Genomic DNA, 22,777 nt, shown 5'->3' with positions numbered 1-22,777 from the left:
CCACCCGGCATGGTGGCTCTTAACTGAGTATAAACCCAACAATAAGATTATGAAACCAAATGTACTAAAAAAAATCACGATCGGAAATCCTCTGATCAATTTTGGAAAAACCGAAGAGTACAATCGCTATCAGGAAATCGATAACGATGAGGAGCTTGCAAAGTTTTACCACCAGCTTCTGGACGAGTGTCCGGAGAAATCAACCACCTATGAGAGTTTTCTCTTTGCAATGATCGGTTTCAGTACCGGGGTGAACATCAATACAAAACACCTCTTCAAGATATGAAACTAGAAATCATTTTTAAAGACGGTCGATGGCTGGTCAATGGGAAAAGACTGCATGAACTGAACACCGAGGAGAAGGAATTCATGAATGATTTCTTCCGGGAATTCAAGATCTGGAAAGCAGAAGAAGATGAGGAAATAAGACACTTCATCAACCGACAAGCCGGAGATCAAGAAGCAAGCATCAATTATAACAACTTTCAAAAACAAGTGGTATGAAAGATTTGACTTCTAACAAGTTCGGACGGTTAACAGTAAAAAGCTTTGCCGGTAGAAATAAACGGTATGACTCTCTCTGGAATTGTACCTGTGACTGTGGCAATGAAAAAGTTGTACGTGGAGGAGTTCTTAAAAATGGCCACACTCAAAGCTGTGGTTGCCTTCAGAAAGAAAGAACCAGTGCCGCCAAAACAACACACGGTTTGAGATCTAAAAATCTAAAGCTGTACAAGGTTTGGGGAGGAATGAAAGAACGCTGCTATAACACCAACAGCAAATCTTATCCTGACTATGGTGCCAGGGGAATTGAAGTTTGTCCAGAATGGAAAAACAACTATGAGAACTTTTACCACTGGGCAATTTCCAAAGGTTACGCTGAAGGATTGACCATAGAGAGAAGAGATCCAGATCAAAACTATTGCCCTGAAAATTGTGAATGGATTCCAAAATCCGAGCAATCCAAAAACAGAACTACATCAGTGACTATTGAACTGAATGGAGTAACGAGAACAGCAACTGAATGGAGTGAAAAATTAGGTATTTCCTCCAGAGTAATTACCCAAAGAATAAGAAGAGGCTGGGCACCCAAAGAAGCATTATCAACTAAAAATCTTTAATCATGAAAACAATATTCTTAAAAAAACTGACCCTTGTAAACTTTAAAGGGATTCGCAATCTCACTATTAAATTCGGTAAAGAGACGGGAATTTATGGAGCGAATGGAACAGGAAAAACAACCGTGTTTGATGCCTTTTGTTTTATTCTCTTCGGTAAAGATTCAACGGACAGGACCAACTTCGAGATCAAAACTCTTGATCCTTTAAACAATCCTATCCCTAAGATTGACCATGAAGTTGAGGCATTAATCACTGTAGACGGTGAGGAGATTAACATCAAAAGAACCTTCAGAGAAAAGTGGGTAAAGAAGCGCGGTGCTTTGGAATCTGAATTCGGAGGAAATGAAACCCTTTACTATTGGAATGATGTTCCAATGACCTTGAGAGATTACACTGCCAAGATCAGTAACCTGGTTGACGAAAGTGTTTTTAAGCTCATCACCAGTCCAACGGCCTTCAACAGTCTAAAGTGGCAAGACCAACGTCAGGTCCTTATAGACATCACTGGTGGTGTGACAGATTACGATGTGGCCAAAGGAAACCCTGACTTCGAAAAGTTGATGTCGAAGCTCACCAATAAGTCTCTTGAGGAGTACCAGAAGCAGATTGCCTCTTCCATCAGAAAGGCGAAGGATGAGATCAAGATGATCCCTACCAGGATCGATGAGGTGCAAAGGAATAAACCAGAGGCAATTGATTTCACCGAGGTGAGAAGAGATCTGGCAGCCAATGAAAAGGAGCTGGCTTCACTGGAAAATCAGATTTCTGATAAGGTGGCCGCTCAACAGGAGATCCTGAACAGAAGGCAGGACAAGCAGCAGGAGATCTATTCACTTAAAAGTGACCTTCAGAAGATCGAGTTCGAAGCAAGGCAGGAGGCTCAGAGACATATCCAGAAAGAATCTTCTGCAGTTGATAACCTGACTAAGCAGCTTTCAGATTCTAGAGACTCACTTCAGAAATCTGAAAGAACACTGGCCCAGCTGAAGGCAGTGCTTAAGAATGAGCAGGGAGATATCGAACTGTATGAGCAAAAGAACGACCACATCCGGGCGGAATGGAACAAGCGCAATGCTGATGAGTTCAAAATGGATGAAAACGCCTGCAAGTGTCCAACTTGTGAAAGAGCCTTCGATGCTGAAGATGTAGAGGCTAAGAAAAAAGAATTCTTCGCCAACTTTCAAAAAGCCAAGATGCAGGACCTTGAAGAACTTTCCAAAAAAGGTAAGCGCAACAAGGAGAAGATCGAAGCCGCCAAGCAGGAGGTTGAAACCTTGATAGGCAGAATCTCAAAAGGTGAGGCACTTATAGAGAATCTCAACAGTGAGGTGGATAACATCAAGACTCAACTGGAAGCTGAGAAGAACCGCACTGAGGTAAAGTCCCAAGCTGAGATTGTTGAGGAGATTCTTGAAAAGAATGCCGGCTATTGGACTATTCAAACCAGAATCGGTGAACTGGAAGAAGCTCTCAAAAATGAAGAGGGTGTGGACATGCAGGATCTGAAAGAGAAGAAGGCCAAATATCTTGAAGCTATTTCTCAGATCAAATCCAGACTTCAGGCTGAAGAGCAAATCAAGCAAGCTGATAAGCGTATTGCTGATCTTCAAAAAGAGGAGTCCGATCTGGCTCAACAGATTGCAGACTACGAGCGTGACCAGTTCACTATCGAGCAGTTCATCAAAGCTAAGATTGACAAGCTGGAAGGAATGATCAACGAGCGGTTCCGGTTCGTGAACTTCAAATTATTCGAAACTCAGGTGAATGGTGGCGAGGTCCCAACTTGTAAAGCTCTTATCAACGGAGTGCCTTTTTCAGATGCCAACACAGCATCGAAGATCAATGCAGGGATTGATATCATCAATACTCTTTGCGATCACTATCGGGTATCTGCTCCAATCTTCATCGACAATAGAGAGAGCGTGGTGGATCTTATCGACAGCCAATCACAGATCATTAACCTAATAGTTTCCGGAGGAGATAAGAAGCTACGTGTGGAGGCTCCGGAACTTGCTGAAGCTGTATAGCCATGAGTAAAAAGAACTATTACCTGGAACAAAAATTTGGTGAAAAGATAGTCCGGAGAGTCCCTACCTCTCTTGCGACTGTCGACCAGGATCGGGAGAAGATGGAATATCTGGCTCCTAAAGACCACAAGATCTTCTTCGTGGTATCATCAACAAAAGAAAAAGTAATTAACTAAAACTTGAATTATGAGTACAGCAGTAGCAAAAAAGTCAACTGACACCTTCGCTAAGATCGAAGAGAGAATCCTGGGACTTCAGGAAACAGGGGTGCAATTCCCTCAGAATTATTCACCTATAAATGCAGCTCAGTCTGCAAGAATGATCCTTCAGGAAACGAAGGACAAATCCGGAAAGAGCGCTCTTGAAGTGTGCACTCCTCCAAGTATCGCAAATGCGGTTCTTAAGATGGTGACTCTTGGTCTTAACCCTATCAAGAAGCAATGTTATTTCTTGGTCTACGGGAACAAACTGGAATGCCAGACTTCTTACCAGGGGAATATAGCAATTGCAAAGAGGTTCGGCCTTAAGGATGTGAAAGCAGTATTGATCTATGAAGGTGACAACTTCGAGTACAACATCGAGCAGGACGGCCGTATCAAGATCTCAAAGCACTCTCAAAGCTTTGGCAGCCTGAATAAGAAGATCATCGGTGCATATGCCGTAACCACTATGGAAGATGGAACTATTGACACTACCATCATGACCATGGAAGATATCCAGAACGCATGGAAGCAGGGAGCCACTAACGGTAATTCTCCTGCTCACAAAAACTTCTCGGGTGAAATGGCCAAGAAGTCAGTGATCAACCGCGCCTGTAAAAGTATCATCAACTCTTCAGATGATGCTGCTTTACTGGAGGATGAACCAAGGGAGAGCGTGACAGAAGCTCACGTGAAGCATCAGATCAAGGAGAACGCCAATAAGCAGGAAATAGGCTTTGATGAAGAAGAGGGGTATGAAGTGGCCGAGGAGGTGAATGATGAAGATGAAAACCAAAAGCTTTATGAAGAAGCGATGGCTGAGGAAGCCGGACAATCAACAATGACAGGACCCGGATTTTAGAATGGTACTAAAGGTTATAGGTACGGGATCCAAAGGAAATGCTTACCTCCTCGAAAATGAGGAGGAGGCACTCCTTATCGAATGCGGTGTAAACATTAAAGCGATCAAGCAAGCGGTGAGTTTTAAGCTCTCCAAAATTGTCGGGTGCATTCTCACTCATGAACATGGAGATCATGCCAAGAGCATCAAGGAAACAATGGCAGCCGGAGTGAATGTTTGGGCTACAATCGGAACTCATGAAGCTTGTGGAACATATGATAATCATCGGGCATGTAAGTTTGAAATGCCAACAGGTTTTGTCCTTGGTAACTTCAAAGTATTACCCTTCAAGATCGAACATGATGCAGCAGAACCTTGTGGTTTCCTGATCAACCATCCAGAGACGGGTAATGTGCTTTTCCTGACTGATACCATGTACAGCCATTACACTTTCAGGAACCTTCACAACATCATTATCGAGGCAAATTATTCTCATGAAGTAATTCGTGTGAAGCTTAATGACATGGAGTTTTTGAAGAACCGGGTGATGCAATCTCACATGAGCCTGGACACCTGTATCGAATTTCTGAAAAAGAATGACCTGAGCAAAGTGAACAACATTGTACTGATCCATTTAAGCGATGGAAACAGTGATGAAGTATTGTTCAGAACAGAAGTAACAAAAGCCACCGGAAAGACAGTGACAGTCGCTGACAATGGTCTGGTGATGGAACTTAATAAAACACCTTTTTGATTATGACACTATCATTTTCAACATACTGGCCAAAGTCCATGCCTGAAGAAATTGCTGGCAAACCAAATCACTTTGTAGAGAAGATATGGGCAGGTCTAATTCATGGAATTAAAGACATCAACATATCTCATTATGAATCTTATTCCCTACAGCACTGGTCGATGTTAGGTACGGATATGAGTGAATATAATGAACTAATGATTGAGCCTAAAATTCACACTTTCCGCGAAGATCCTAAAGATCGATGGAAGGTAGGAATGAAAATTCATCCGGTAATCAATAACAGAACAAAGAGACGGTTTCAATTTGCTCCAACTATTGCCTGTGTATCTATTCAGAAGGCTGAAATTATCTATACAGATGAAGATTTATGTGATCATTATGGAACCTATCCCGTGATTAAGATCGATGATCGAGTACTGGATATGAATGAAATGGAATCGGTTGCCAAAAATGATGGTTTCGAATCTCTTTACCACTTCTGCAACTGGTTTAATTCTGACTGGAAAGGCAAGATTATTCACTGGACAAAACGCCAATATTAATGCAATTCAGTCCTGAAGAAAAGAACAAGCTCAAGGCCATGCTTTTATTCCTGGTCAAGCGAAAGAGCAAAGAGAGTGGCGGCCACTGTGGTTTCCATGTAAACGAACTCAATCCTTTCCTCGATGAACTGGTGGAGGAAAAGAAGATTAAATCCAGAGATACCCTACACAGTAACAAATTCTTTTTGTCATGAAATCAACCTCTATTGAAGCACACGAAAGTATCAAGCAGGACAAGTCAAGACTGCACCGGAAAATCCTCCAGGCTCTCAGAAAAATCAACAAAGGGAGCTTCAGAGATATTGCCGCCGCCGCTGGTCTTCGTGAATCTCAGGTATGGAAACGCTTGAGCGAATTGAAATCTTCTGGAAGCATTCAGGAAGTAGACACAAAAAAATGTCCCGTGACAGGAAGATCTGTTACCGTCTGGACTATTAATCAAAGTAATCAATTAACCCTTTTATAGCCATGGCTAAAGACAAATTCAACTTTATAAGTAAACTCCATTTAGCAGCTTCAGATGATGATATGAGGCCGGTAATGAACTGCATTCACTTCATCGATGGTTATGCCTATGTGAGCAACAGCTACATAGTAGTGAAACAAAACCTTGAATATTCCGGAGTATTGGATCACGACTTCCTTAACGGAAAATCAATTCACAAGGATAGCTTCAAAGAGATCCTTGGCTATCAAACCGCCACCGCTACTGAAGATGGGATTGAATGCGTGGACAAAGAAGGCCGGAAAGCTTTCTTTGATTACCAAGATCACGGCGACAAGGTGCCGGATTTCGAGAATATCTTTCAGCAGCATTCTATAAAATCAACTGAAGTTATCGGCTTCCATCCTGACTATCTGAAAACCATCTGTGATGCTATGTATGGGGCTAAAGACTTTGGAGTAAAAGTTTTGTTCAACGGAGTTTCAAAAGGAATGCTTGTACAGGTTCAGGAGTATGAAGATCAGGTGGCAATTCTGATGCCGATGGCAATAAGCGAATCGCTGTTTTAAAATGAAAAACAGAGGCTTCATATACGGATGGAGAAAAGGTAATGAGACTCAGGATCAATTGTACCACAAGCACAATACAGAGTGGAACAATATGGTCACTGAAGATCCAAAAGAAGCCTCTGTTTTCAAATCAATAGAGGAATGCCAGGAAAATTGGAAATCCCATCACTGGCCTGGTGAATTTGAAGACTGCTTAACGAACGGATATATCCAGTACTTCGATGCTACCACTTTTCAAATGATAATAGTATGAATGATCAACTCAACATCTTCGGAACCGAAAAAATAACTGTAGCTGAATCAATTGATCTCACTATTGAAAGCTTAAAAGAATACGGCTCAAGACATAGGCATTGGGCTGCTGCATGGAGCTGGGGAAAAGATAGTACAACAGTGGTCACTCTGGTGACTCAACTCATTGCCACAGGCCAAATCCCAAAGCCGGAAACCTTCACAATTTTTGCCGCCGATACACGGATGGAACTGGTACCGCTTTGGATCTCTTCTCAGATTATTACAAAGCAGCTTGAAGAAAGAGGTGTGAAAGTGAAAGTGGTGACTGCTCCTCTTGATGATCGGTTCCTGGTTTATATCCTTGGCCGAGGAGTTCCTCCACCTTCCAATACTTTCCGATGGTGCACCGGCCAGATTAAAGTTGAACCTATGGAGACAGCACTTGCAGAATTCATCCATGAAAAAGATGAAAAGGTTTTGATGCTTACCGGAGTAAGACTTGGAGAAAGTTCAATTCGAGATCAACGGATCAATGTAAGCTGTTCAAAAGATGGTGCTGAATGTGGTCAAGGCTGGTATCAAACAGGTTTGCAAAATGATCTTTGTGCAACCTTAGCTCCTATACTTCATTGGAGGGTCTGCAATGTGTGGGACTGGCTCAAAGTGTTTGCTCCTATGCCCAAGTATGGAGGATGGAATACAACAATTTTAGCCGATGCTTATGGTGGTGATGAAGCCGAGGAGAAAAATGCCCGTACTGGATGCATCGGTTGTCCTCTTGCTTCAAAGGATAAAGCGCTCGACCTGGTTATCCAGATTCCAGAATGGAAGTATCTGGAGCCTTTAAAAGAGCTTAAACCTATTTACCGTGAAATGAAGCTGCCACAACACCGGCACAGGAAAGCCGGAGGTCAAAGAAGGAAGGATGGAACCTTGGCAAAGAACCAACAAAGAATGGGGCCGCTTACTTTAGAGGCAAGAGAATATTTTCTTGAGAAAGTGGTGGACATTCAGAACCGGGTAAATACTGAAGCGGTCAGGATCAACAGACCGAAAATTGATATACTGAATTCAAGAGAAGTAAGAAGGATCAAAGAGCTGATCGCCAATAGGGTCTATCCAAAAGGTTGGGATGGATCTGAACCGGAAGCCAGCAAACCACTGGATAAAATGTACAGTGATGGCAGCGTGATGAAAAGACTGTTTTATTAAGAATAAAAACCCCCACTATAATGGCACGACCAAAAAAATTAAACGCTGATTATTTCTCTCACGATGCCGACATGAGGAATGATCCTAAGATAAAAGCACTGAGAAGAAAGTATGGAATTCAAGGCTATGCAATTTGGAATATGATGCTGGAGGTTTTGACTGATGCCGACTTTTTTGAATACGAATGGACAACTTTAAACATTGAATTATTGGCCGGTGATTTTGATGTGGAACCCAAAATTCTGGAAGAGGTAATTGACTACTGTGTGATGCTGAAATTAATCCAAAAAGAGGAAGATTTGATCTTTTCTGAAAAATTGCAAGAACGGTTCGAAAGCCTTCTTAGTAAGCGTAACCGAGACAGAAAACAAAAAGAAACTGCAAAACCGACACCGAAAACAGAAAAGAAAGAAGTTTTCGACAGCGAAAAACCACAAAGTAAAGTAAAGGAGAGTAAAGTAAAAGAAAGTAAAGTAAAAGAAAGAGAGAGTGAACTCTCTCCCTCCCGCGCTTTTGAGCTTTTGAAAATTGAAAAATCTGAAGAGTTAAACATCTTCGAGATGCAAAATAAAAAGCAGGTGAAGCAGTGGCAGGATATGATCGATAACTTCAACGACACGGTTGAGATTGAAATCAGCAAAGGCAAAATTGATTTCGAAGCCGACCAGCTACTCCCCAGACTCCGGAAGTGGACCAGAAGCTGGTTGAGAAACCAAACCAACCATCAACCGGAAACAGAAAAATATACTTCAACAGCCCCTGAAAGATTTTAACCATGACCAACGGAAAAAAAATACCACAGGCCCTTGATCTGGAAGAAAGCGTTCTTGGCGCTGCCATTGGATGCGGTGGAGCCAGTGAACTCATTGAGCTTGTTGGAAGAGAAAAAATATTCTTCAAACCGGAGCACCAGGCAATCTACGATGTGATTGTTGATCTCTACGAAAAAAGCGAAGGAATTGACTTGCTTACAGTTTCCCAGGCACTGATCAAACTCGGAAAGCTTGAAGCCATTGGAGGAAATATTTTCCTTGTGGATCTCTGCCAGAAAGTTGCTTCAGCTGCTCACCTGGAATTCCACACAAGGATCCTGCAGCAGATGTATGTGAAGCGGAAAGCAATTGAGGTAGGAGATAAAATCACCAAGGAAGCTTACAACGAGGAGAGCGACATCTTTGAACTTCTGGAATCATCTTACAGCAATCTCGATAAAGTTTCAGATTGGCTCCTGGTTAAAAAACCTACCGACTTCAAAAGCGTGGTGAACAAGATCTTCGAAGCAGCAAACGAAGAAGTCACAGGAGTTCCAAGTTCACTGGAGCGTTTACAATACAAGCTGAACGGCTACCAAAAAACAAACCTGATCATCTTGGCCGCCCGTCCCGGAATGGGAAAAACTGCACTCATGATCAACGAGGCTTTGGCGGCAGCAAAGCGAGGAATTCCCGTGGGAATCTTTTCTCTTGAAATGTCCGACAAAGAACTTGCTGCTCGGATGTTTGCCAACTTCTGCCAGATCAATGTGGAGAAGATCAGCTTGAACAAGGTTGACAAGTTTGAACTCAGGCTGATGAATGAAAAGCGGGAAGCTTTTTCCAAGCTGCCTATCTACATCCATGACAAGCCTGCAATCTCTCCTCTCGAGTTAAAGATCCAGGCTTCCAAGTGGAAACGGGAAAAGGGAGTTGAAATGTTATTCGTGGATTACCTCCAACTCATGAGAATTAAATCTCACAAAGGGAACCGGGAGCAGGAAGTCAGTGACTGTTCTGCAGCGCTCAAAGGAATTGCAAAAGAACTCGATGTTCCTGTTATGGCCTTGGCTCAACTCTCCAGAGCAGTCGAAATACGTGGAGGAATGAAGCGGCCGATCCTTTCAGATCTTCGGGAGTCGGGATCCATCGAACAAGATGCGGATCTCATCATGTTCCTACTCCGACCGGAATACTACAAGGTTGATGAATGGGATGATGATCAAAGATCACCAACTGCAGGTCAGGCCGAGATTAATATTGCAAAATTCAGAAACGGAAAAGTTGGTGCTTGTGTAGTTGGTTGTAAACTTGAATTCATGCAGTTCCATGATCTGAACGGCTGGGAAGAGATTGAAGAAAATGAAGAAGAATTCATTCCACCGGTACCAGAACCAAACTCAAATCTTGCTGAAGCCTGGGACACCCAACAGGATGACGATGATGATATGCCATTTTAAAACTTAACCGATGAAGAGCCAACCAGAATTTAAACTTCAAAAAAGCATCTGCCACTACCTGGATATTCAATACCCGAAAACTTTGTACTTATCCGATACCATTGCTTCAGTGAAGCTCACAATTCCTCAGCAGGTCCGCAATAAATCCATCCAGAAGGCAGGCTTTAAGTGTCCGGATCTTCTGATCCTGGAACCGCGAAAAGGATATGCCGGATTGTTAATTGAATTAAAAACAAAGTCCCCTTACAAAAAGAACGGTGAACTCCTGAAAAATGATCATGTAGAGCAGCAGGCAAAAACCCTCAAAGAGCTAGAAGTGAAAGGATATAAGACTTGTTTTTGCTGGTCTTTTGAGATGACCAAGAAGGTAATAGATTTATACCTGGTGTAAAAAAGTTGCAACAAATGTTGTTGTTGTTGTTGTTATTTGGTTGTAGGTATGTATATTTGTACAACAGATAAACAAATAAAGAACCCACCTGATCTAGCAGATGGGTCCTGATTAAAAGGTTAGAAAATTGTTTTTCGGACTTCTTTAATCAATTTTGCAACAGCAAAAATTAATACTGCTAGTCCAAGCAGTCCAAAAAAATAATCCATAGAAATATGGTTTAATTGATTCGCTAATCAGTTATCAAAAGCCGGGGTGTCCAAACTTACCGGCTTTTTTAGTACCTCAAAGTACAGTCTCAAAAATACTACCTTTAGATATAATAGCCCTTAACCAAAGGTTAAGAATTTTCAACCAGAAGTGCGGAGTTATGCACAAGAATCATGTTGATAGTCAGGCGATTATGTTAACATTGATATGTTGTTCTCATAGGGAGAAAAAACTTTAACAATTTTATACTTTAGAAAATGTCGCGACTATGTAGTGTATTTAGCAACTAGAAAAGCAATAAACCCGGAAACTAGTAAATTTATTAATCCTATCCACCACCAGTTTTTCAAATGGAATATTTCTTTCCTCAATTGAGTCATGGTTAAATCCTGAATGAGGTCTTCTCTACTTCTCCTTTTTTCTAAATCATTTCTGTATTCTTTAAACCCCGGGAATTCCCAACCTTCTTTTGTTAGTCTTAAGCCTTGGTTCTGATAAACTTCTATTAGCCCATAATCTTTTAGCAGTTCAACAGCTAAAGATCTGTCGTGCCTCTGAACATCAACGCGTAGCTCTCGGGTTTCGTGGTATAGGGCCATTCCTCCCCATTTGCGAAGAAAAGAAATTAGATCTTCAGCAAAGCTTTCCTGAGTCTTAGTCATATTAAAACGTTTACATCTAAAATAGTATTAACCTCTAACATCTTAATAAAATCTCAAAAAATCTTTAAAAAGTAATATATTGTATTACTTTTCTTATTAAGTTTGTTAAGAATAAACTCCTGAAACGAAGACTATTGTCTCATAGTCGGGTAGTACTTTCCCCTTGAAGCGCGCAACGGTACAGCCGGGAGATCTTCAGGAGTTTTAAAACATTAGGCTATGAATTGCACTGTTAAACATTTGCCAAACGGAGATTTTCAGGTTTGTCCTACGCTTATGAAAAGTAGGAATGAATTCTTAGCCGCTTCACAGGACCAGATCCTGTGGGAAGACATATCGCAGGATAGGGAAGTTGGTCCATCCCGCCGGGCTCATTACTCGGAGATCACAGGTTCGAATCCTGTTCCTGCTACATAGCAGAAGACCCAAGAGAGGTCAACAACCGGCTGAGGAGGTAGGGCTCTAAGGCCGGTAAAAATTTAACCAACATCAATGGCAGCCCCCAAAGGAAACTACTACTACAAAATGCGCAACAAGAACGGTCGGGATAAGATCTTCAAAACTCCCGCCTCTCTTCTCAAAGCTTGCAACGAATACTTCGAGTGGTGCCAGGACAATCCTCTCATGGAAACCGTGCCGATGAAGATTAAGGTTTCCCGTGACAAAGAAAAGATCGTACTTCAAGAGGTACCGAAGATGAGACCCTTCACTCTTCAAGGCCTTTGCAACTTCATTGACATAAGTGTCGACGGGTTCAAGTTATACGAGGAACGCAAAGATTATATCGGGGTCACTACACGTGCGCGAGAGATTATCTACAAACAGAAATTTGAGGGAGCCGCTTCCGGTTTCCTCAATGCAAATATCATAGCCAGGGATTTAGGCCTTGCAGACAAGCAGAGCCTTACCCATACAGTTGAACAACCCTTATTTCCAGATGAGTGATGTTCAAGCGAACTACGGCTATTAACAAGCTACGTTCTTTGAAAAAGAGAAAGAAGGTGATCCAGGGCGGAACCAGCTCCGGAAAAACCTATGGGATCATTCCTATTCTCATCGATAAAGCAGCTAAAATTCCAAAGCTTAAGATCACGGTGGTATGTGAAACCATACCCGCGGCCAAGGATGGACCTGTGGATATTTTCAAGGGAGTGATGCAAGACACCGGAAGGTGGAGAGAGGAAGGCTGGATTGGTTCCCCAATGGAATACACTTTTGCTAATGGCAGTAAGATCCAATTCAAAGCCTTTGACACAGAGGGAAAAGCAAAAGCAGCAGGGAAGCGGGATATCCTTTTCATCAACGAGGGAAATCATATTCCTTTTAAAATTGCCGATGCTCTCATGGTCCGCTCGAAAGAGATCTGGATCGACTTCAACCCGGATGCAGAATTCTGGGCGCACACTGAAGTGCTCATCGAGCCGAGTAGTGAGCTTTTGATTTTGACCTACGAAGACAATGAAGCGCTTCCTGCTGAAACTCTTGAGGATCTATACTTCAAGATGGATAAAGCCTTTTATGATCCCCAGGGTGATTGGGATGATTCAAAGAACATCAAAAGCGAATATTGGGCTAACTGGTGCCGGGTTTACATCAAAGGGCAAATTGGGAACCTGGAAGGACAGGTTTTGCAGAATTGGAAGATCCTTGACAACCTTCCACCGGAGGCAAGATATACCGCTTCAGGTATGGACTTCGGTTATACCCAGGATCCTTCCACGCTCATTGACAGATACGAATGGAACGGAAAGCGAGTGTATGATGAAGTGCTGTATCAAAAAGGCCTTCTGAACTCAGACCTTGCCAAGGCTGCTAAGCAACCTATTCCAGACAGGACCGGGCAAAGCAGGCTGATTTATGCAGATAGCGCGGAGCCTAAGTCTATTGCTGAAATAAAGAAGCACGGAGTAAAGATCTATCCCACGGAAAAGGGAAAGGATTCCATCAACTTCGGAATTCAACTGCTGCAGGAAGATGAGTTTTATGTAACGGCAAGAAGCCTGAACATGATCAAGGAGCTGAGAAAATATCTCTGGGACAAAGACAAGAACGGGCAAAAGACCGGAAAGCCAATTGACGGCTGGAACCATACAATTGACCCGATGCGATACATCGAAATGAAATTAAGATTAAAACCAAAACGAACCACCAGAATACGTGTTTAACCTGGACAACATAACAGTAAAGCAGTTCTTTCACCTGAAGGATGAGAACCTTGCACAGCAATACCTGCAATTCACTTTGCCGGGCAATCCTTTTTACCTGAAGCCGAGAGGAGTGTTTGCCAAGAAGGAAGCAACGCCTTTAGGTCAGCTAACATTTGGACAAGTGGCCAACATCAAGCACAACCTTTCAAAACCCTCTTTTGAGAACATTTTCGAGTGTTTTGAATTTGTATTCAACGTCAAACTTGAGACATATTTGAGACAGGATGTGATCAGCTACTTCTATGCACTCAACTGGATCACTTCAAACCTAAAGCAATTGGTAGAGCGGGAAAGCAAATCACTTGGAGGAGATCCTGATGACCTTCTGGATATGGCCGGTGTAAAAAGACTGGCTGCTTTCGGAGAACTCAATACTCTTAAATCAATCGCTCAACAGTTCGGAAAATCACCAGAGGAGGTGGAGAACTGGAAATACAATCTTGTCTTTTCACTGATGCTGCATGACAAAGTAAGCGGCGAAGTACAGACAGCATATAACCAACTGAAGTATGGAAGTAAATCAAAAACTTAAAGATATCGCCACCGGCTACGGCTGGAGGTTCAAAGCAGCTCGAAGGGATTACCAGAATCTCATCGATGCTACAACTTTTATATCCGATGCTCTTGTTGATGCTGGAAATGGTGAGACTGTTTTGTTCTTGGATCCTGTGGTGAGGAAGTCGGAAGATCTCGGGATAAGATACACCGGAAACTTCATGGTGCTGACAGCTTCAGACTTTGATGGAGATTACGAGGAGAAGTATGAGAAGTTTATCCAGCCACTGATTCAGAAGGTGATGGTAGAGATGAAGCAAAAGCTTCGCTGTGATTATGATGTGGAGTTCTGGCAAAGTATCGAGGTGGTGAATGTATTTGACTTTAATGCTGATGGCTTGAGTGTGAGTTTTAACCTTTATGCGAAATAGGAATGGGAGTATTCGGTGAACAGATCGCGGTTATAGTTGAACAGCAAAAAAAGAAAGAGCAGCACCAAAAGAAGGCGCTTACTGCTCGGTACAAGAAAGGGATGTTCCTGTTCGGATTAGATCCTGACACATTGAATGTTTACCAGGTACCGGTGGAAGAGAAGAAAACTTTCGTAATAGGTGATGAAGGCAAGAGCGAGCGTAAAGCTTCCATTCATCCTTCGCATTTATACGTCTGGGCCCTTAACGAAAAAAACGCGCACCGGAAGTTCCGGAACATCGTAAAAGAACTGTTTGTGAAATGATCAACGATGCTGCCATTTTAAAAGCTGAATTCGATAAGCTGAAGGATGAGCTTATCCAGAAGCATGTCACTCTTGGAATGCCAGCTTCGGAGAATTGGATCAGGGAAACAGAGAACCGTTCACAGCGGCTCTCTGGTCAATTGTGGGGAGCGCATTACACCGAGCAGCTTGTCAACGGTAGAAGGCCGGGTAAGTTTCCACCGGTGAAGATGATCGAGCAGTGGATTTATGATAAGGGCATCACACCCGATGGAATAAAGATTAGCAGTCTTGCTTTTTTGATTGCCCGGAAGATTGCCAGGGAAGGAACTAACTACTTCAAGCAAGGAGGTACAGATCTGGTTGATGCGGTGATCACTCCAAGGCGTATTCAGGAGATCATCGATAAGGTTACTGAATTTCATATTAACAACTTCGTGAGTGAAGTCACTGGAGTATTCAAAAAAATGGCAGCTTAATGGAACTGAACCCTCTTGAACTTATTGCGCTAATCACCAGCATATACTGCATTGGATATGGCATAGGCTATTTGAACGGGAAAATAGTTGATAAGCTCCTGGGAGAAGATGAGTCACCAGAAAAAGAAAAGAACGAATAATGATCACAATAACCAACCAACCGCAGAATCCACCTTTCAACGCCTATAACAATTCCATCATTGAATTTGGAGTTGATGCAGGTGTTCCAACTGTGGCAACCATCTCAACCGGCGGTCATACCTTTGAGATATTTCCGAATACCTCCGGAGTTTTCTTCTTTGACTTCAAGAGCATCATTAAAGCCTTGATCAATGGTGATCTTTTCAACGACAGTCTTGTGGCCACTTCAGCTGCTTTCTTTTTCAATGACTCCAAATTGTTCTATGAACTCACAGCAGACATTGAAGTGACTTTGGAAGATGGCACCAGCCAAACGACTCAGGTTGTTTATCCTTTCCTCAAATCAGCTGCTCAAGTAGGAAAACAGAAATTCAACCCTTCAGATCTAAAGCTCCTTACATCCGGTGCAACTGAGGTGGCACATCTTACCTACTTCGAGGGATATCCTTTTGACATTGCAATCTATTCCGATATTTCAAGAGCTGTCACCATTTCGAACGTAAGAACGGGAATCTCATCTTCTTACAACTTTTCCAAAGGTGTGAACAGGTTGTTTGTTTCCAATGGAGAAAATGACAACGGAGGCTTTGAGAACGATATCCCGCTACATCTTGGAGTCAACGAGCTTGAGTTCAGGATTGGCACTCAAATAAAGTTCACCCTGTTCCTGGACAAAAGAGAAGCCGAATGTGGCAAGCTGCTCAAGTGGCTCAATCCTTCCGGTGGATGGTCCTATTGGAATTTTATGGAGCTGCACCTGGACAATATCAAAACCGATACTCTTGAGAGGTTGACAGGGAATTATAAGAACATCAGCCAGTCAACAGGAAATATCTCCATCACCGGCAAGCAAGCTGAGAAGGAACTGGAGCTGATGTCCGGGCTTGTCAACAATGAAGAAAGGGAGCTGCTTGATACGCTGCTTTATTCACCAAAGGTTTACCTGTACACAAATGATCTTTACCAGCCTTTTGAAACTCTTGACTTTATCGAGGTGGAGCTTGGCAGTGGAACATTCTCCAAGTCATCTAAGAACAAACTCACGAGCCTGCAGGTGAGCGTGATCCTTCCAACCCTCAATACTCAAACCCTTTAATGAGCGAGATCCTGTACATAGAAGGCTGGAAGATGGACCTGAGTCCTGATCCTATCACCCGCACCCTCCAGATCAATAACATCGGAGAAGTGAAGGATAGGCAGGCAAACTTTTCCAACACTACAAAACTTCCAATGACTCCGAATAACGTCAAGGCTTTTGACTTTCTTGGAGTGAGCGGAAATAGCAGCCTGAAGCCTTACCGGAAGCTCAGGTGTGATTATATCCTGAATGGCATCCCTATGGTACGGAATGGCTATGCAGTTGTTAAGGCTGCAAATTCTCATTATGAGGTGGTGATCTATGACGGCTTAATTGATCTTTCCGAAAGGATCAAGGGGAAAAAACTGAACGAACTGAATTTCTCAGATCTTAACCACTACCTCACTCAGTCCACCTATGAAAGTAGCCTTTTAAATACTGAAGGCTTTATTTATGCTTTAGGTGAATTCCTGCCAAGGTCAGGCTTCAGCACCATAAAGATCGAGGAACAGGCACCTTCTCTTTTTGTGAAGACAGTTTGGGATAAGATCTGGGAGGAAGCAGGATTGAGATATTCAGGATCTTTCTTTTCTGAGAATACAGACTTCTTAACCGAAGTGATTTCACCGGCTAAAGGTTACGAGGTGAAGAATGTGGAGCTCACTTCTTTGCTTTTAGGTTCTGGCCAGACCAACATCATTTCCCGGAATACTTTCAGCAATGATCCTTTGATTCGGTTCGAAGATCAACACACTTTCCAGAGTGGAAGCTTCAGTGGCATCACAATGAATCCTGATGGTTCTCTTGTCACTTCTGAAGATGGTCAGCTGAGCCTTTCCATTGAAACCTCATACAGCAATAACGACAGTTATGTTCGGCTCCTGGTTAATCTCAATGGTGCAACAAAGACATGGATCGACCTTCCAGAGAATCTGACATCTAAAACGGTTACCATCAACCTGAATGTAAAAGCAGGTGATATCCTCACTTTTGTTTTAGCGGGTACCTATGAAATATCACAGGCAGAACAGGAACCCGAACAGCAGGATACAATTCACGGGAAGTACAGCATAAATTATAACGCTTACTCAACTATTCAAATCACAAAGCTCACCGGCGGGCAATTCATTGACTTCTCCACTTTCGTTGCGGAAATGGACCAGCTGGCATTCGTGAAGGATGTGATGCAGCGATACGGACTCCTGATCAAACCAGTGAAGAACACCAACTCCTATGACTTCATCCAGTTCGAGGAGATGCTGAATGATAAAGCAAACACTGAAGATTGGAGTGAAAAGCTCAATGAGATTCTTGGCGAAAAATATGACATCCAATATGCCAGGAGGAATGAAGCTACCTATGCTTATCCCGAATCAATCATTGATCGGGTTTATGATGGAGTGCTGACAATCGATAATGAGAACGCAACTCCTGCCAAGAATCTTTTTTCTTCTCCTTACCAGATTCCGACCAGCAGATCCAGAACCTTTAAAAACAAAACGGTTTACCAGATTCCTATCTGGGAGGAAAAGGAAGAGGATGGAGAAACAATTATTGAAAATAAAGAATCACCGGTTAAGATCTTCAGGATCTCAAAGGTTGACACCAGCATTCAAACAACCTTTTTTGATGGTGCCAATGTGATCACCGTCACCGGAATGATCCCTTTCCTGTCTCTGGAAAATATGCAGATGCAGTATTTCCTGAATAAGTATTACAAGGCTTTCAAATTACTTATCGATAGGGCCAAGCAAGTTGATGCTGATTTCAAGTTGAACGAGATCGACATTTATAACCTTGATTTCTTCAGGCTGAAGTACCTGAAGCAGACAGGGAAATATTACTACCTGAACAATTTGAAGCACCGGCCTGAGCGAATCATTAAAGCTGAACTAATCCAATTGAATGGCTTCAGTGTGAACTTACCTCCTACTATCCTTGGAGTATATTCCAGAACCATTAGCTATAAAAACACCACGACCATAACCGTGGACAACATCACGGTCCAGTCAAACCCTGCTTACTTTGATCCTGAGTTCGACCAGCCGATGGCTATCATGTTCACCGGCGGTTTTAATTCAAACATCCTCCTGAAGAATGGAGCTGATGTGATTACTACTCAGACAGTGATCAATGTAGCAGATTGGAATGTCACCATTCAGGATGCAGGAAATCTAACTGCAGAACATTCCGCTGCTTTTACTTTTAAGATCAAGGATGCAGGAAGTGAACAGTGGAGTGAAGTTGAAGGAACTATTGATGTCACAGTGAGAGAGTATGTGAACAATCCTCCAGTGGCCAATGCGGGACCAGATCAAACTGTTGAAATTCCTATCGATCAATCCAGCACTCTTGTTTCTCTGAACGGAAGCGGAAGTACAGACACCACGGGATCTATTACATCTTATGCCTGGTCAATTGTTTCCATGCCTTCCACCTCTTCAGCTTTCTTGAGTGGAAACTCAGGAGTAAATGGAGGGTTGAATGTTCCAAATACAGAAGACAGTTACGGGACCTACACTATCAAATTAATCGTGACAGATGAATTCGGAGCTACTGGTGAAGACACGGTGTCAATAACAGTAACCTTTCAACAAATACAACCTTAATAATGGCTGAGAAGATTAAAATATTTGAACTGGATATTGATGTTGATGGAGCCATCACTGCATCAAAAGAATTTGCCAAGGAAGCTGATGTCCTCAAGAACAAACTGAAGGAGCTAAAGGATTCAGGAGATACCACCAGCCGGGAATATGTAGAACTGGAAGCCAGGTATAAATCCGTGAGGAAAGAATACAACTCTTCACAGAACGAACTTGGGAAGCTTATCAACCTGCAAGGTAAAGAGATCAAGACCATTGACCAGGGCCGTGCTGCTTTATCAGTCGTTTCCAAGGAATGGGCAAAGCAAGCAAACCTCTATGGTGTAAATTCAGCAGAAGCTGATAAGCTGGCCAAGAAGAAGACTGAACTCACTGCAACATTAAAAGACCTGGAGAGCCAAACAGGTGACAACCGCAGGAACGTTGGAAATTATGCCGAAGGAATGAAGGAAGCTCTTGGAGAAACCACATTGTTTGGTCGTGCTCAATCTCTACTCACTGATGTCATGAATATCGTAGGTCCTGTCTTTAAGGCCGTGAAATCAGATGTTCTGGATATCGGGAAAAGCTACAAAGAAGGTCGTGCTCAAGCTCAAGCATTTTCAGGAACTCAAAAAGCGGTGGCAATTGCTACCAATCTTTCCTCCACTGCTCTGAAGCTTTTCAAAGTTGCTCTTATTGCCACCGGTATTGGTGCCATTGTAGTGCTGCTTGGCTCTCTGGTTGCCATGTTCACCAGAACTCAGAAAGGTATTGACATGGTGAATACTGTTCTTGCTGCTCTTAGTGCAGGTGCCGATGTAGTCATTGATCGATTATCCAAGTTAGGTGGAGCTTTCATCAAAATCATTTCAGGTGATATCAAGGGAGGCTTCAAAGATCTCACTGAAACTTTCTCCGGAATGGGTGACGAGATCCAGAGAGAGATCAATCTTGCCATGGAACTGGAGAGAGTACTGCAGAACGTGGAACGAGCTGAGATTAATCTTGACATCAGGAGGTCCGCAGCAAATTCCCGATTGAAGGAATTAAAGCTTCTCACTGATGACACCACAAGATCTACTGAAGATCGGATTTCTTCCGCTAAGGAATACATGAAGATAGAGCGTGACTTAGCAGCTGAGGAGGTTAAGAATCAGGAGAAGAAAGTAGCGGCCCTTTTAGGATATGCTGAAGTCACTGATGAAGTGAGAGAAACTATCAGGAAGATCGGCGAAGAAGGTGTATCTCTGGATCAACTCGGGTTATCTGAATCCACAGTCGAAGACATGAAGTCCTTCCGGGATGAAGCCACAAAGCTTTATGATCTTCAATCACAATCTTTCGAGCGCCAAACGGAACAACAGAACAAACTTAATTCCCTTGTAGATCAGCAAAGGGCCAAAGAAAAAGCCGCGGCCGAAGCTGCCAAAAGAGCTCAGGAGGAAAGAATTGCTGAAGCCCAAAAAGCTACTGATGCTGCAATTGCAGAATCCAAGACAAGGCTGGAGCTGTTCATAGAAGAGAATAAACGTGAAGCCGAATCCCTTGCTGAAAAAGTAGCACTGCAGGAACAGGTCCGAGAAAAGAGACTTGAGATCCTGAAGGATGAACTGGCGGCCAAGAAGCTCACTCAGTCCGAGTATGAGCTGGCAGTTCTACAGACTAAGAATGAGTTCCTGGATCAGGAGGCCGAGCTGACTAAAGAATATGCTCAGAAGGAGATCGAAGCCGAAAAGGAACGTCTTGCAGCCATGCAGGAACTTGAAGCTGTTGAGAAGGAAAGGAAGCTTGCAGATCTAGAGAATCAAATGGCTGTTGACCAGGAGAACTTCGACGCTCGCATGGAGCTTGAGAAGCAGCGTCTGGATATGATGAGACAGCAGGAACTTGCTGAAGCCGAAAAGACCGGTGCAAGTAAAGCTCTCATAAATCAAAAGTATGCTGAGATCGAGAAGCAGATCAACTATGAAAAGGAATCTACAAAGAGGAAGCAAAGCTCTGAAACATTCGGACAAGTAGCCAAACTTTTAGGAGAACAGACTGTTGCGGGGAAAGCCGCTGCACTGGCTCAGGCTGCTATCAATACTTATCAAGGTGTGACTGAAGTATGGAGAGCACCTTCAGTATTACCGGAGCCTTTTGGTACCATTCAAAAAGTGGTGAGCACGGGAACAGTTTTGGCATCTGGACTTGGTGCAGTTCAAAAGATCACCAGCATCAACGCCAATGTTCCCAAAGCAGCAAGAGGTATCACCTTGAGAGGAAAGAGACATTCCGAAGGAGGAGAAAGATTATACGATGAAAGCGGAAATCCTATAGTTGAGGCCGAAGGAGGTGAGAACATCTATGTGATCAACCGCCGCGCCTCTCAGCTTATCAATGGACTGAGCGCTGTCAATGAAGCCACCGGTGGAATTCCTTTAAGCCAAACGGCAAACTATGCCGCTGCAGGTGGAATGATTAAGAGATCTGGAAGCACCGGACCGGTTAAAGTAAATTCTCAGCCTATCGATTACAGTGCTATGGCCCAGGCAACTGCCGAAGCAGTGAAGAATGTGAGGATCTATACAGCCGTTACTGAGATCAACGATGGCCAGGGTAAATATGCAACTATAGTCAATGAAGCAAATATCTAACATCATCGAAGGATGGGGCCGGTACTTCAAAGGATCGGCATCCGAACTTGAAAAAGAACGAGCTGCTATTTGTGAGACTTGCCCTGAAGCTGTTGTGGGGACGTATGAAAAACTAATGCCGGACTTTGAACTGAAGAAAATAAAGGGATTGAAGTGCAACCAGTGCGGCTGTCCTTTGTCCACCAAACTGAGAAGTAAAAACGAATCTTGCCCTTTGGGTAAGTGGTAAAATAAATCATATTCCAATCAAATGGAATATAGAAATGCTTATTCCAATCCAAAAGCGCCCCCCGCTAATGAGTACTTATGAACTGATTGAAAAACTTGAAAAACTAGATTATTTCAGCGACCTCTTCAGGAGTGGCATTCTTCCTCCTCACTGGCTGGATTACAAAGTGATCTATGAGTATTACCAGGAACAGTTGAAAAAGGAGAAGCTAAGAAAACAGGCCCTTACAAATACTGCCGATGAATTCAATGTAAGTGAGAGGACCGTGTATATTATTATTCAGAAGATGAAAGGTTAAGAATGAATTTGAAAACAAAGTATTCTCAAGATAGAATTACCCTCTGAGCTTTTTTGCCATTGCCTGCTGATTACCTTTACTTGATCTATAGCAAACCTTCTGGTTTCATCCGTAACTTGATTTTCATCAATTAAGTGATGAATATCAATAAAATCTCCAACAATAGGAGCTTCAGGAAAATCTATTTCGAAAGTAGGTACATTAAAGGGATCCATTTCATCCCTTACAGCTACCCTTACAATCATAAGGTTCTTTTATTTAAAATAGAATCCATTCGTTTATCAAAATCCGATTCGAACTTCTTGTATTCCGGCTCCTTGGCCAAAACTTCTTTTTTAAAAGCTTCATCCAGTTTCCGCTCCGGAGCAAACCAACGATAATACACCGCTTTCATCAATAGCCATAATCCCTTCAGGAAATAGTAAGCTGCTATTCCGAATGCCAAGACCGCTAAAACTGCAAAAACTATCATTTCTTAAATATATGCA

At 42.8% G+C, this 22,777-nt stretch carries 30 protein-coding genes and 1 tRNA gene; 28 read left to right on the top strand and 3 right to left on the bottom strand.

Features of this window, described 5'->3' with window-relative positions; all coding sequences use genetic code 11:
• The first annotated feature begins 49 nt into the window (after nucleotides 1-49).
• Genes CRO16_RS06890 through CRO16_RS06820 form a run of 16 tightly spaced genes read left to right on the top strand, consistent with a single transcriptional unit; the run spans nucleotide 50 to nucleotide 10,551 of the window.
• On the top strand, nucleotides 50-286 hold the full coding sequence (locus CRO16_RS06890; RefSeq protein WP_097055555.1) for a hypothetical protein: 237 nt from the start codon (nucleotides 50-52) through the stop codon (nucleotides 284-286).
• On the top strand, nucleotides 283-504 hold the full coding sequence (locus CRO16_RS06885) for a hypothetical protein (protein WP_097055554.1): 222 nt from the start codon (nucleotides 283-285) through the stop codon (nucleotides 502-504). The genes CRO16_RS06890 and CRO16_RS06885 overlap by 4 nt, the downstream gene beginning before the upstream one ends.
• On the top strand, nucleotides 501-1,121 hold the full coding sequence (locus CRO16_RS06880; protein ID WP_097055553.1) for a hypothetical protein: 621 nt from the start codon (nucleotides 501-503) through the stop codon (nucleotides 1,119-1,121). Before CRO16_RS06885 ends, CRO16_RS06880 begins: the two co-directional genes overlap by 4 nt.
• Before the next feature lie 2 nt (nucleotides 1,122-1,123).
• Nucleotides 1,124-3,148, top strand: a complete 2,025-nt coding sequence (locus CRO16_RS06875) for an AAA family ATPase (protein ID WP_097055552.1) — start codon at nucleotides 1,124-1,126, stop codon at nucleotides 3,146-3,148.
• 2 nt (nucleotides 3,149-3,150) lie between these two features.
• Complete coding sequence (locus CRO16_RS16155; protein WP_179670502.1) at nucleotides 3,151-3,324, top strand: hypothetical protein; 174 nt, start codon at nucleotides 3,151-3,153, stop codon at nucleotides 3,322-3,324.
• Nucleotides 3,325-3,334: 10 nt separating this feature from the next.
• Nucleotides 3,335-4,210, top strand: a complete 876-nt coding sequence (locus tag CRO16_RS06870; RefSeq protein ID WP_097055551.1) for a recombinase RecT — start codon at nucleotides 3,335-3,337, stop codon at nucleotides 4,208-4,210.
• A gap of 1 nt (nucleotide 4,211) precedes the next feature.
• Entirely contained in the window at nucleotides 4,212-4,943 is a 732-nt protein-coding gene (locus CRO16_RS06865) for an MBL fold metallo-hydrolase (protein ID WP_097055550.1), read from the top strand.
• A 2-nt stretch (nucleotides 4,944-4,945) separates the two neighbouring features.
• A complete protein-coding gene (locus tag CRO16_RS06860) occupies nucleotides 4,946-5,488 on the top strand; it encodes a hypothetical protein (RefSeq protein ID WP_143544455.1) in 543 nt (180 codons plus the stop codon).
• Complete coding sequence (locus CRO16_RS06855) at nucleotides 5,488-5,682, top strand: hypothetical protein (RefSeq protein WP_097055548.1); 195 nt, start codon at nucleotides 5,488-5,490, stop codon at nucleotides 5,680-5,682. The genes CRO16_RS06860 and CRO16_RS06855 overlap by 1 nt, the downstream gene beginning before the upstream one ends.
• A complete protein-coding gene (locus tag CRO16_RS06850; RefSeq protein WP_097055547.1) occupies nucleotides 5,679-5,954 on the top strand; it encodes an AsnC family protein in 276 nt (91 codons plus the stop codon). The genes CRO16_RS06855 and CRO16_RS06850 overlap by 4 nt, the downstream gene beginning before the upstream one ends.
• A 2-nt stretch (nucleotides 5,955-5,956) precedes the next feature.
• Entirely contained in the window at nucleotides 5,957-6,502 is a 546-nt protein-coding gene (locus tag CRO16_RS06845; protein ID WP_097055546.1) for a hypothetical protein, read from the top strand.
• A 1-nt stretch (nucleotide 6,503) separates the two neighbouring features.
• Nucleotides 6,504-6,755: a hypothetical protein gene (locus CRO16_RS06840; protein ID WP_097055545.1), complete on the top strand. Its 252-nt coding sequence runs from the start codon at nucleotides 6,504-6,506 to the stop codon at nucleotides 6,753-6,755.
• Nucleotides 6,752-7,948, top strand: a complete 1,197-nt coding sequence (locus CRO16_RS06835; protein WP_097055544.1) for a phosphoadenosine phosphosulfate reductase domain-containing protein — start codon at nucleotides 6,752-6,754, stop codon at nucleotides 7,946-7,948. The genes CRO16_RS06840 and CRO16_RS06835 overlap by 4 nt, the downstream gene beginning before the upstream one ends.
• Before the next feature lie 20 nt (nucleotides 7,949-7,968).
• Nucleotides 7,969-8,721 (top strand): DUF4373 domain-containing protein, encoded by a 753-nt coding sequence (locus CRO16_RS06830; RefSeq protein WP_097055543.1) that lies wholly within the window; start codon nucleotides 7,969-7,971, stop codon nucleotides 8,719-8,721.
• Between the two features lie 2 nt (nucleotides 8,722-8,723).
• Nucleotides 8,724-10,160 (top strand): replicative DNA helicase, encoded by a 1,437-nt coding sequence (gene dnaB / locus CRO16_RS06825; RefSeq protein WP_097055542.1) that lies wholly within the window; start codon nucleotides 8,724-8,726, stop codon nucleotides 10,158-10,160.
• A 10-nt stretch (nucleotides 10,161-10,170) separates the two neighbouring features.
• Entirely contained in the window at nucleotides 10,171-10,551 is a 381-nt protein-coding gene (locus CRO16_RS06820; RefSeq protein WP_097055541.1) for a hypothetical protein, read from the top strand.
• 476 nt (nucleotides 10,552-11,027) lie between these two features.
• Here the strand turns inward: CRO16_RS06820 and CRO16_RS06815 are convergent, their stop codons facing one another.
• Nucleotides 11,028-11,423 (bottom strand): hypothetical protein, encoded by a 396-nt coding sequence (locus CRO16_RS06815; RefSeq protein WP_097055540.1) that lies wholly within the window; start codon nucleotides 11,421-11,423, stop codon nucleotides 11,028-11,030.
• A 337-nt stretch (nucleotides 11,424-11,760) separates the two neighbouring features.
• On the opposite strand from CRO16_RS06815, the gene CRO16_RS06810 reads away from it, so the two are divergent.
• The 12 genes from CRO16_RS06810 (at nucleotide 11,761) to CRO16_RS06755 (ending at nucleotide 22,289) form a co-directional block, all read left to right on the top strand.
• Nucleotides 11,761-11,835 (top strand) — tRNA-Met (locus CRO16_RS06810).
• An 80-nt stretch (nucleotides 11,836-11,915) separates the two neighbouring features.
• Nucleotides 11,916-12,368, top strand: a complete 453-nt coding sequence (locus tag CRO16_RS06805; protein WP_097055539.1) for a terminase small subunit — start codon at nucleotides 11,916-11,918, stop codon at nucleotides 12,366-12,368.
• A gap of 38 nt (nucleotides 12,369-12,406) precedes the next feature.
• On the top strand, nucleotides 12,407-13,588 hold the full coding sequence (locus CRO16_RS06800; protein ID WP_179670501.1) for a PBSX family phage terminase large subunit: 1,182 nt from the start codon (nucleotides 12,407-12,409) through the stop codon (nucleotides 13,586-13,588).
• Nucleotides 13,581-14,162 (top strand): hypothetical protein, encoded by a 582-nt coding sequence (locus tag CRO16_RS06795; RefSeq protein WP_097055537.1) that lies wholly within the window; start codon nucleotides 13,581-13,583, stop codon nucleotides 14,160-14,162. The genes CRO16_RS06800 and CRO16_RS06795 overlap by 8 nt, the downstream gene beginning before the upstream one ends.
• The gene (locus CRO16_RS06790; RefSeq protein WP_097055536.1) at nucleotides 14,140-14,556 is read left to right on the top strand and encodes a hypothetical protein; all 417 of its coding nucleotides are present in this window, start codon (nucleotides 14,140-14,142) and stop codon (nucleotides 14,554-14,556) included. The genes CRO16_RS06795 and CRO16_RS06790 overlap by 23 nt, the downstream gene beginning before the upstream one ends.
• A gap of 2 nt (nucleotides 14,557-14,558) precedes the next feature.
• The gene (locus tag CRO16_RS06785) at nucleotides 14,559-14,861 is read left to right on the top strand and encodes a hypothetical protein (RefSeq protein WP_097055535.1); all 303 of its coding nucleotides are present in this window, start codon (nucleotides 14,559-14,561) and stop codon (nucleotides 14,859-14,861) included.
• Entirely contained in the window at nucleotides 14,858-15,319 is a 462-nt protein-coding gene (locus tag CRO16_RS06780) for a hypothetical protein (protein WP_097055534.1), read from the top strand. Before CRO16_RS06785 ends, CRO16_RS06780 begins: the two co-directional genes overlap by 4 nt.
• Nucleotides 15,319-15,459: a hypothetical protein gene (locus CRO16_RS16150; RefSeq protein WP_179670500.1), complete on the top strand. Its 141-nt coding sequence runs from the start codon at nucleotides 15,319-15,321 to the stop codon at nucleotides 15,457-15,459. The genes CRO16_RS06780 and CRO16_RS16150 overlap by 1 nt, the downstream gene beginning before the upstream one ends.
• Entirely contained in the window at nucleotides 15,459-16,556 is a 1,098-nt protein-coding gene (locus tag CRO16_RS06775; RefSeq protein ID WP_097055533.1) for a hypothetical protein, read from the top strand. Before CRO16_RS16150 ends, CRO16_RS06775 begins: the two co-directional genes overlap by 1 nt.
• Nucleotides 16,556-19,147 (top strand): PKD domain-containing protein, encoded by a 2,592-nt coding sequence (locus tag CRO16_RS06770; protein WP_097055532.1) that lies wholly within the window; start codon nucleotides 16,556-16,558, stop codon nucleotides 19,145-19,147. Before CRO16_RS06775 ends, CRO16_RS06770 begins: the two co-directional genes overlap by 1 nt.
• Before the next feature lie 2 nt (nucleotides 19,148-19,149).
• On the top strand, nucleotides 19,150-21,762 hold the full coding sequence (locus tag CRO16_RS06765) for a hypothetical protein (protein WP_097055531.1): 2,613 nt from the start codon (nucleotides 19,150-19,152) through the stop codon (nucleotides 21,760-21,762).
• Between the two features lie 296 nt (nucleotides 21,763-22,058).
• The gene (locus CRO16_RS06755) at nucleotides 22,059-22,289 is read left to right on the top strand and encodes a hypothetical protein (RefSeq protein WP_097055529.1); all 231 of its coding nucleotides are present in this window, start codon (nucleotides 22,059-22,061) and stop codon (nucleotides 22,287-22,289) included.
• Here CRO16_RS06755 and CRO16_RS06750 read toward each other — a convergent pair.
• Both CRO16_RS06750 and CRO16_RS06745 read right to left on the bottom strand, forming a co-directional pair.
• Nucleotides 22,286-22,534, bottom strand: a complete 249-nt coding sequence (locus CRO16_RS06750) for a hypothetical protein (RefSeq protein WP_097055528.1) — start codon at nucleotides 22,532-22,534, stop codon at nucleotides 22,286-22,288. The genes CRO16_RS06755 and CRO16_RS06750 overlap by 4 nt on opposite strands.
• Nucleotides 22,531-22,761, bottom strand: coding sequence for a hypothetical protein (locus CRO16_RS06745; protein ID WP_097055527.1), 231 nt, complete (start codon nucleotides 22,759-22,761; stop codon nucleotides 22,531-22,533). Before CRO16_RS06745 ends, CRO16_RS06750 begins: the two co-directional genes overlap by 4 nt.
• Nucleotides 22,762-22,777: the final 16 nt, after the last annotated feature.

This window comes from Salinimicrobium sediminis, assembly GCF_900215295.1.
Lineage (GTDB): Bacteria > Bacteroidota > Bacteroidia > Flavobacteriales > Flavobacteriaceae > Salinimicrobium > Salinimicrobium sediminis.
This window is presented reverse-complemented; position numbering and strand designations above follow the sequence as displayed.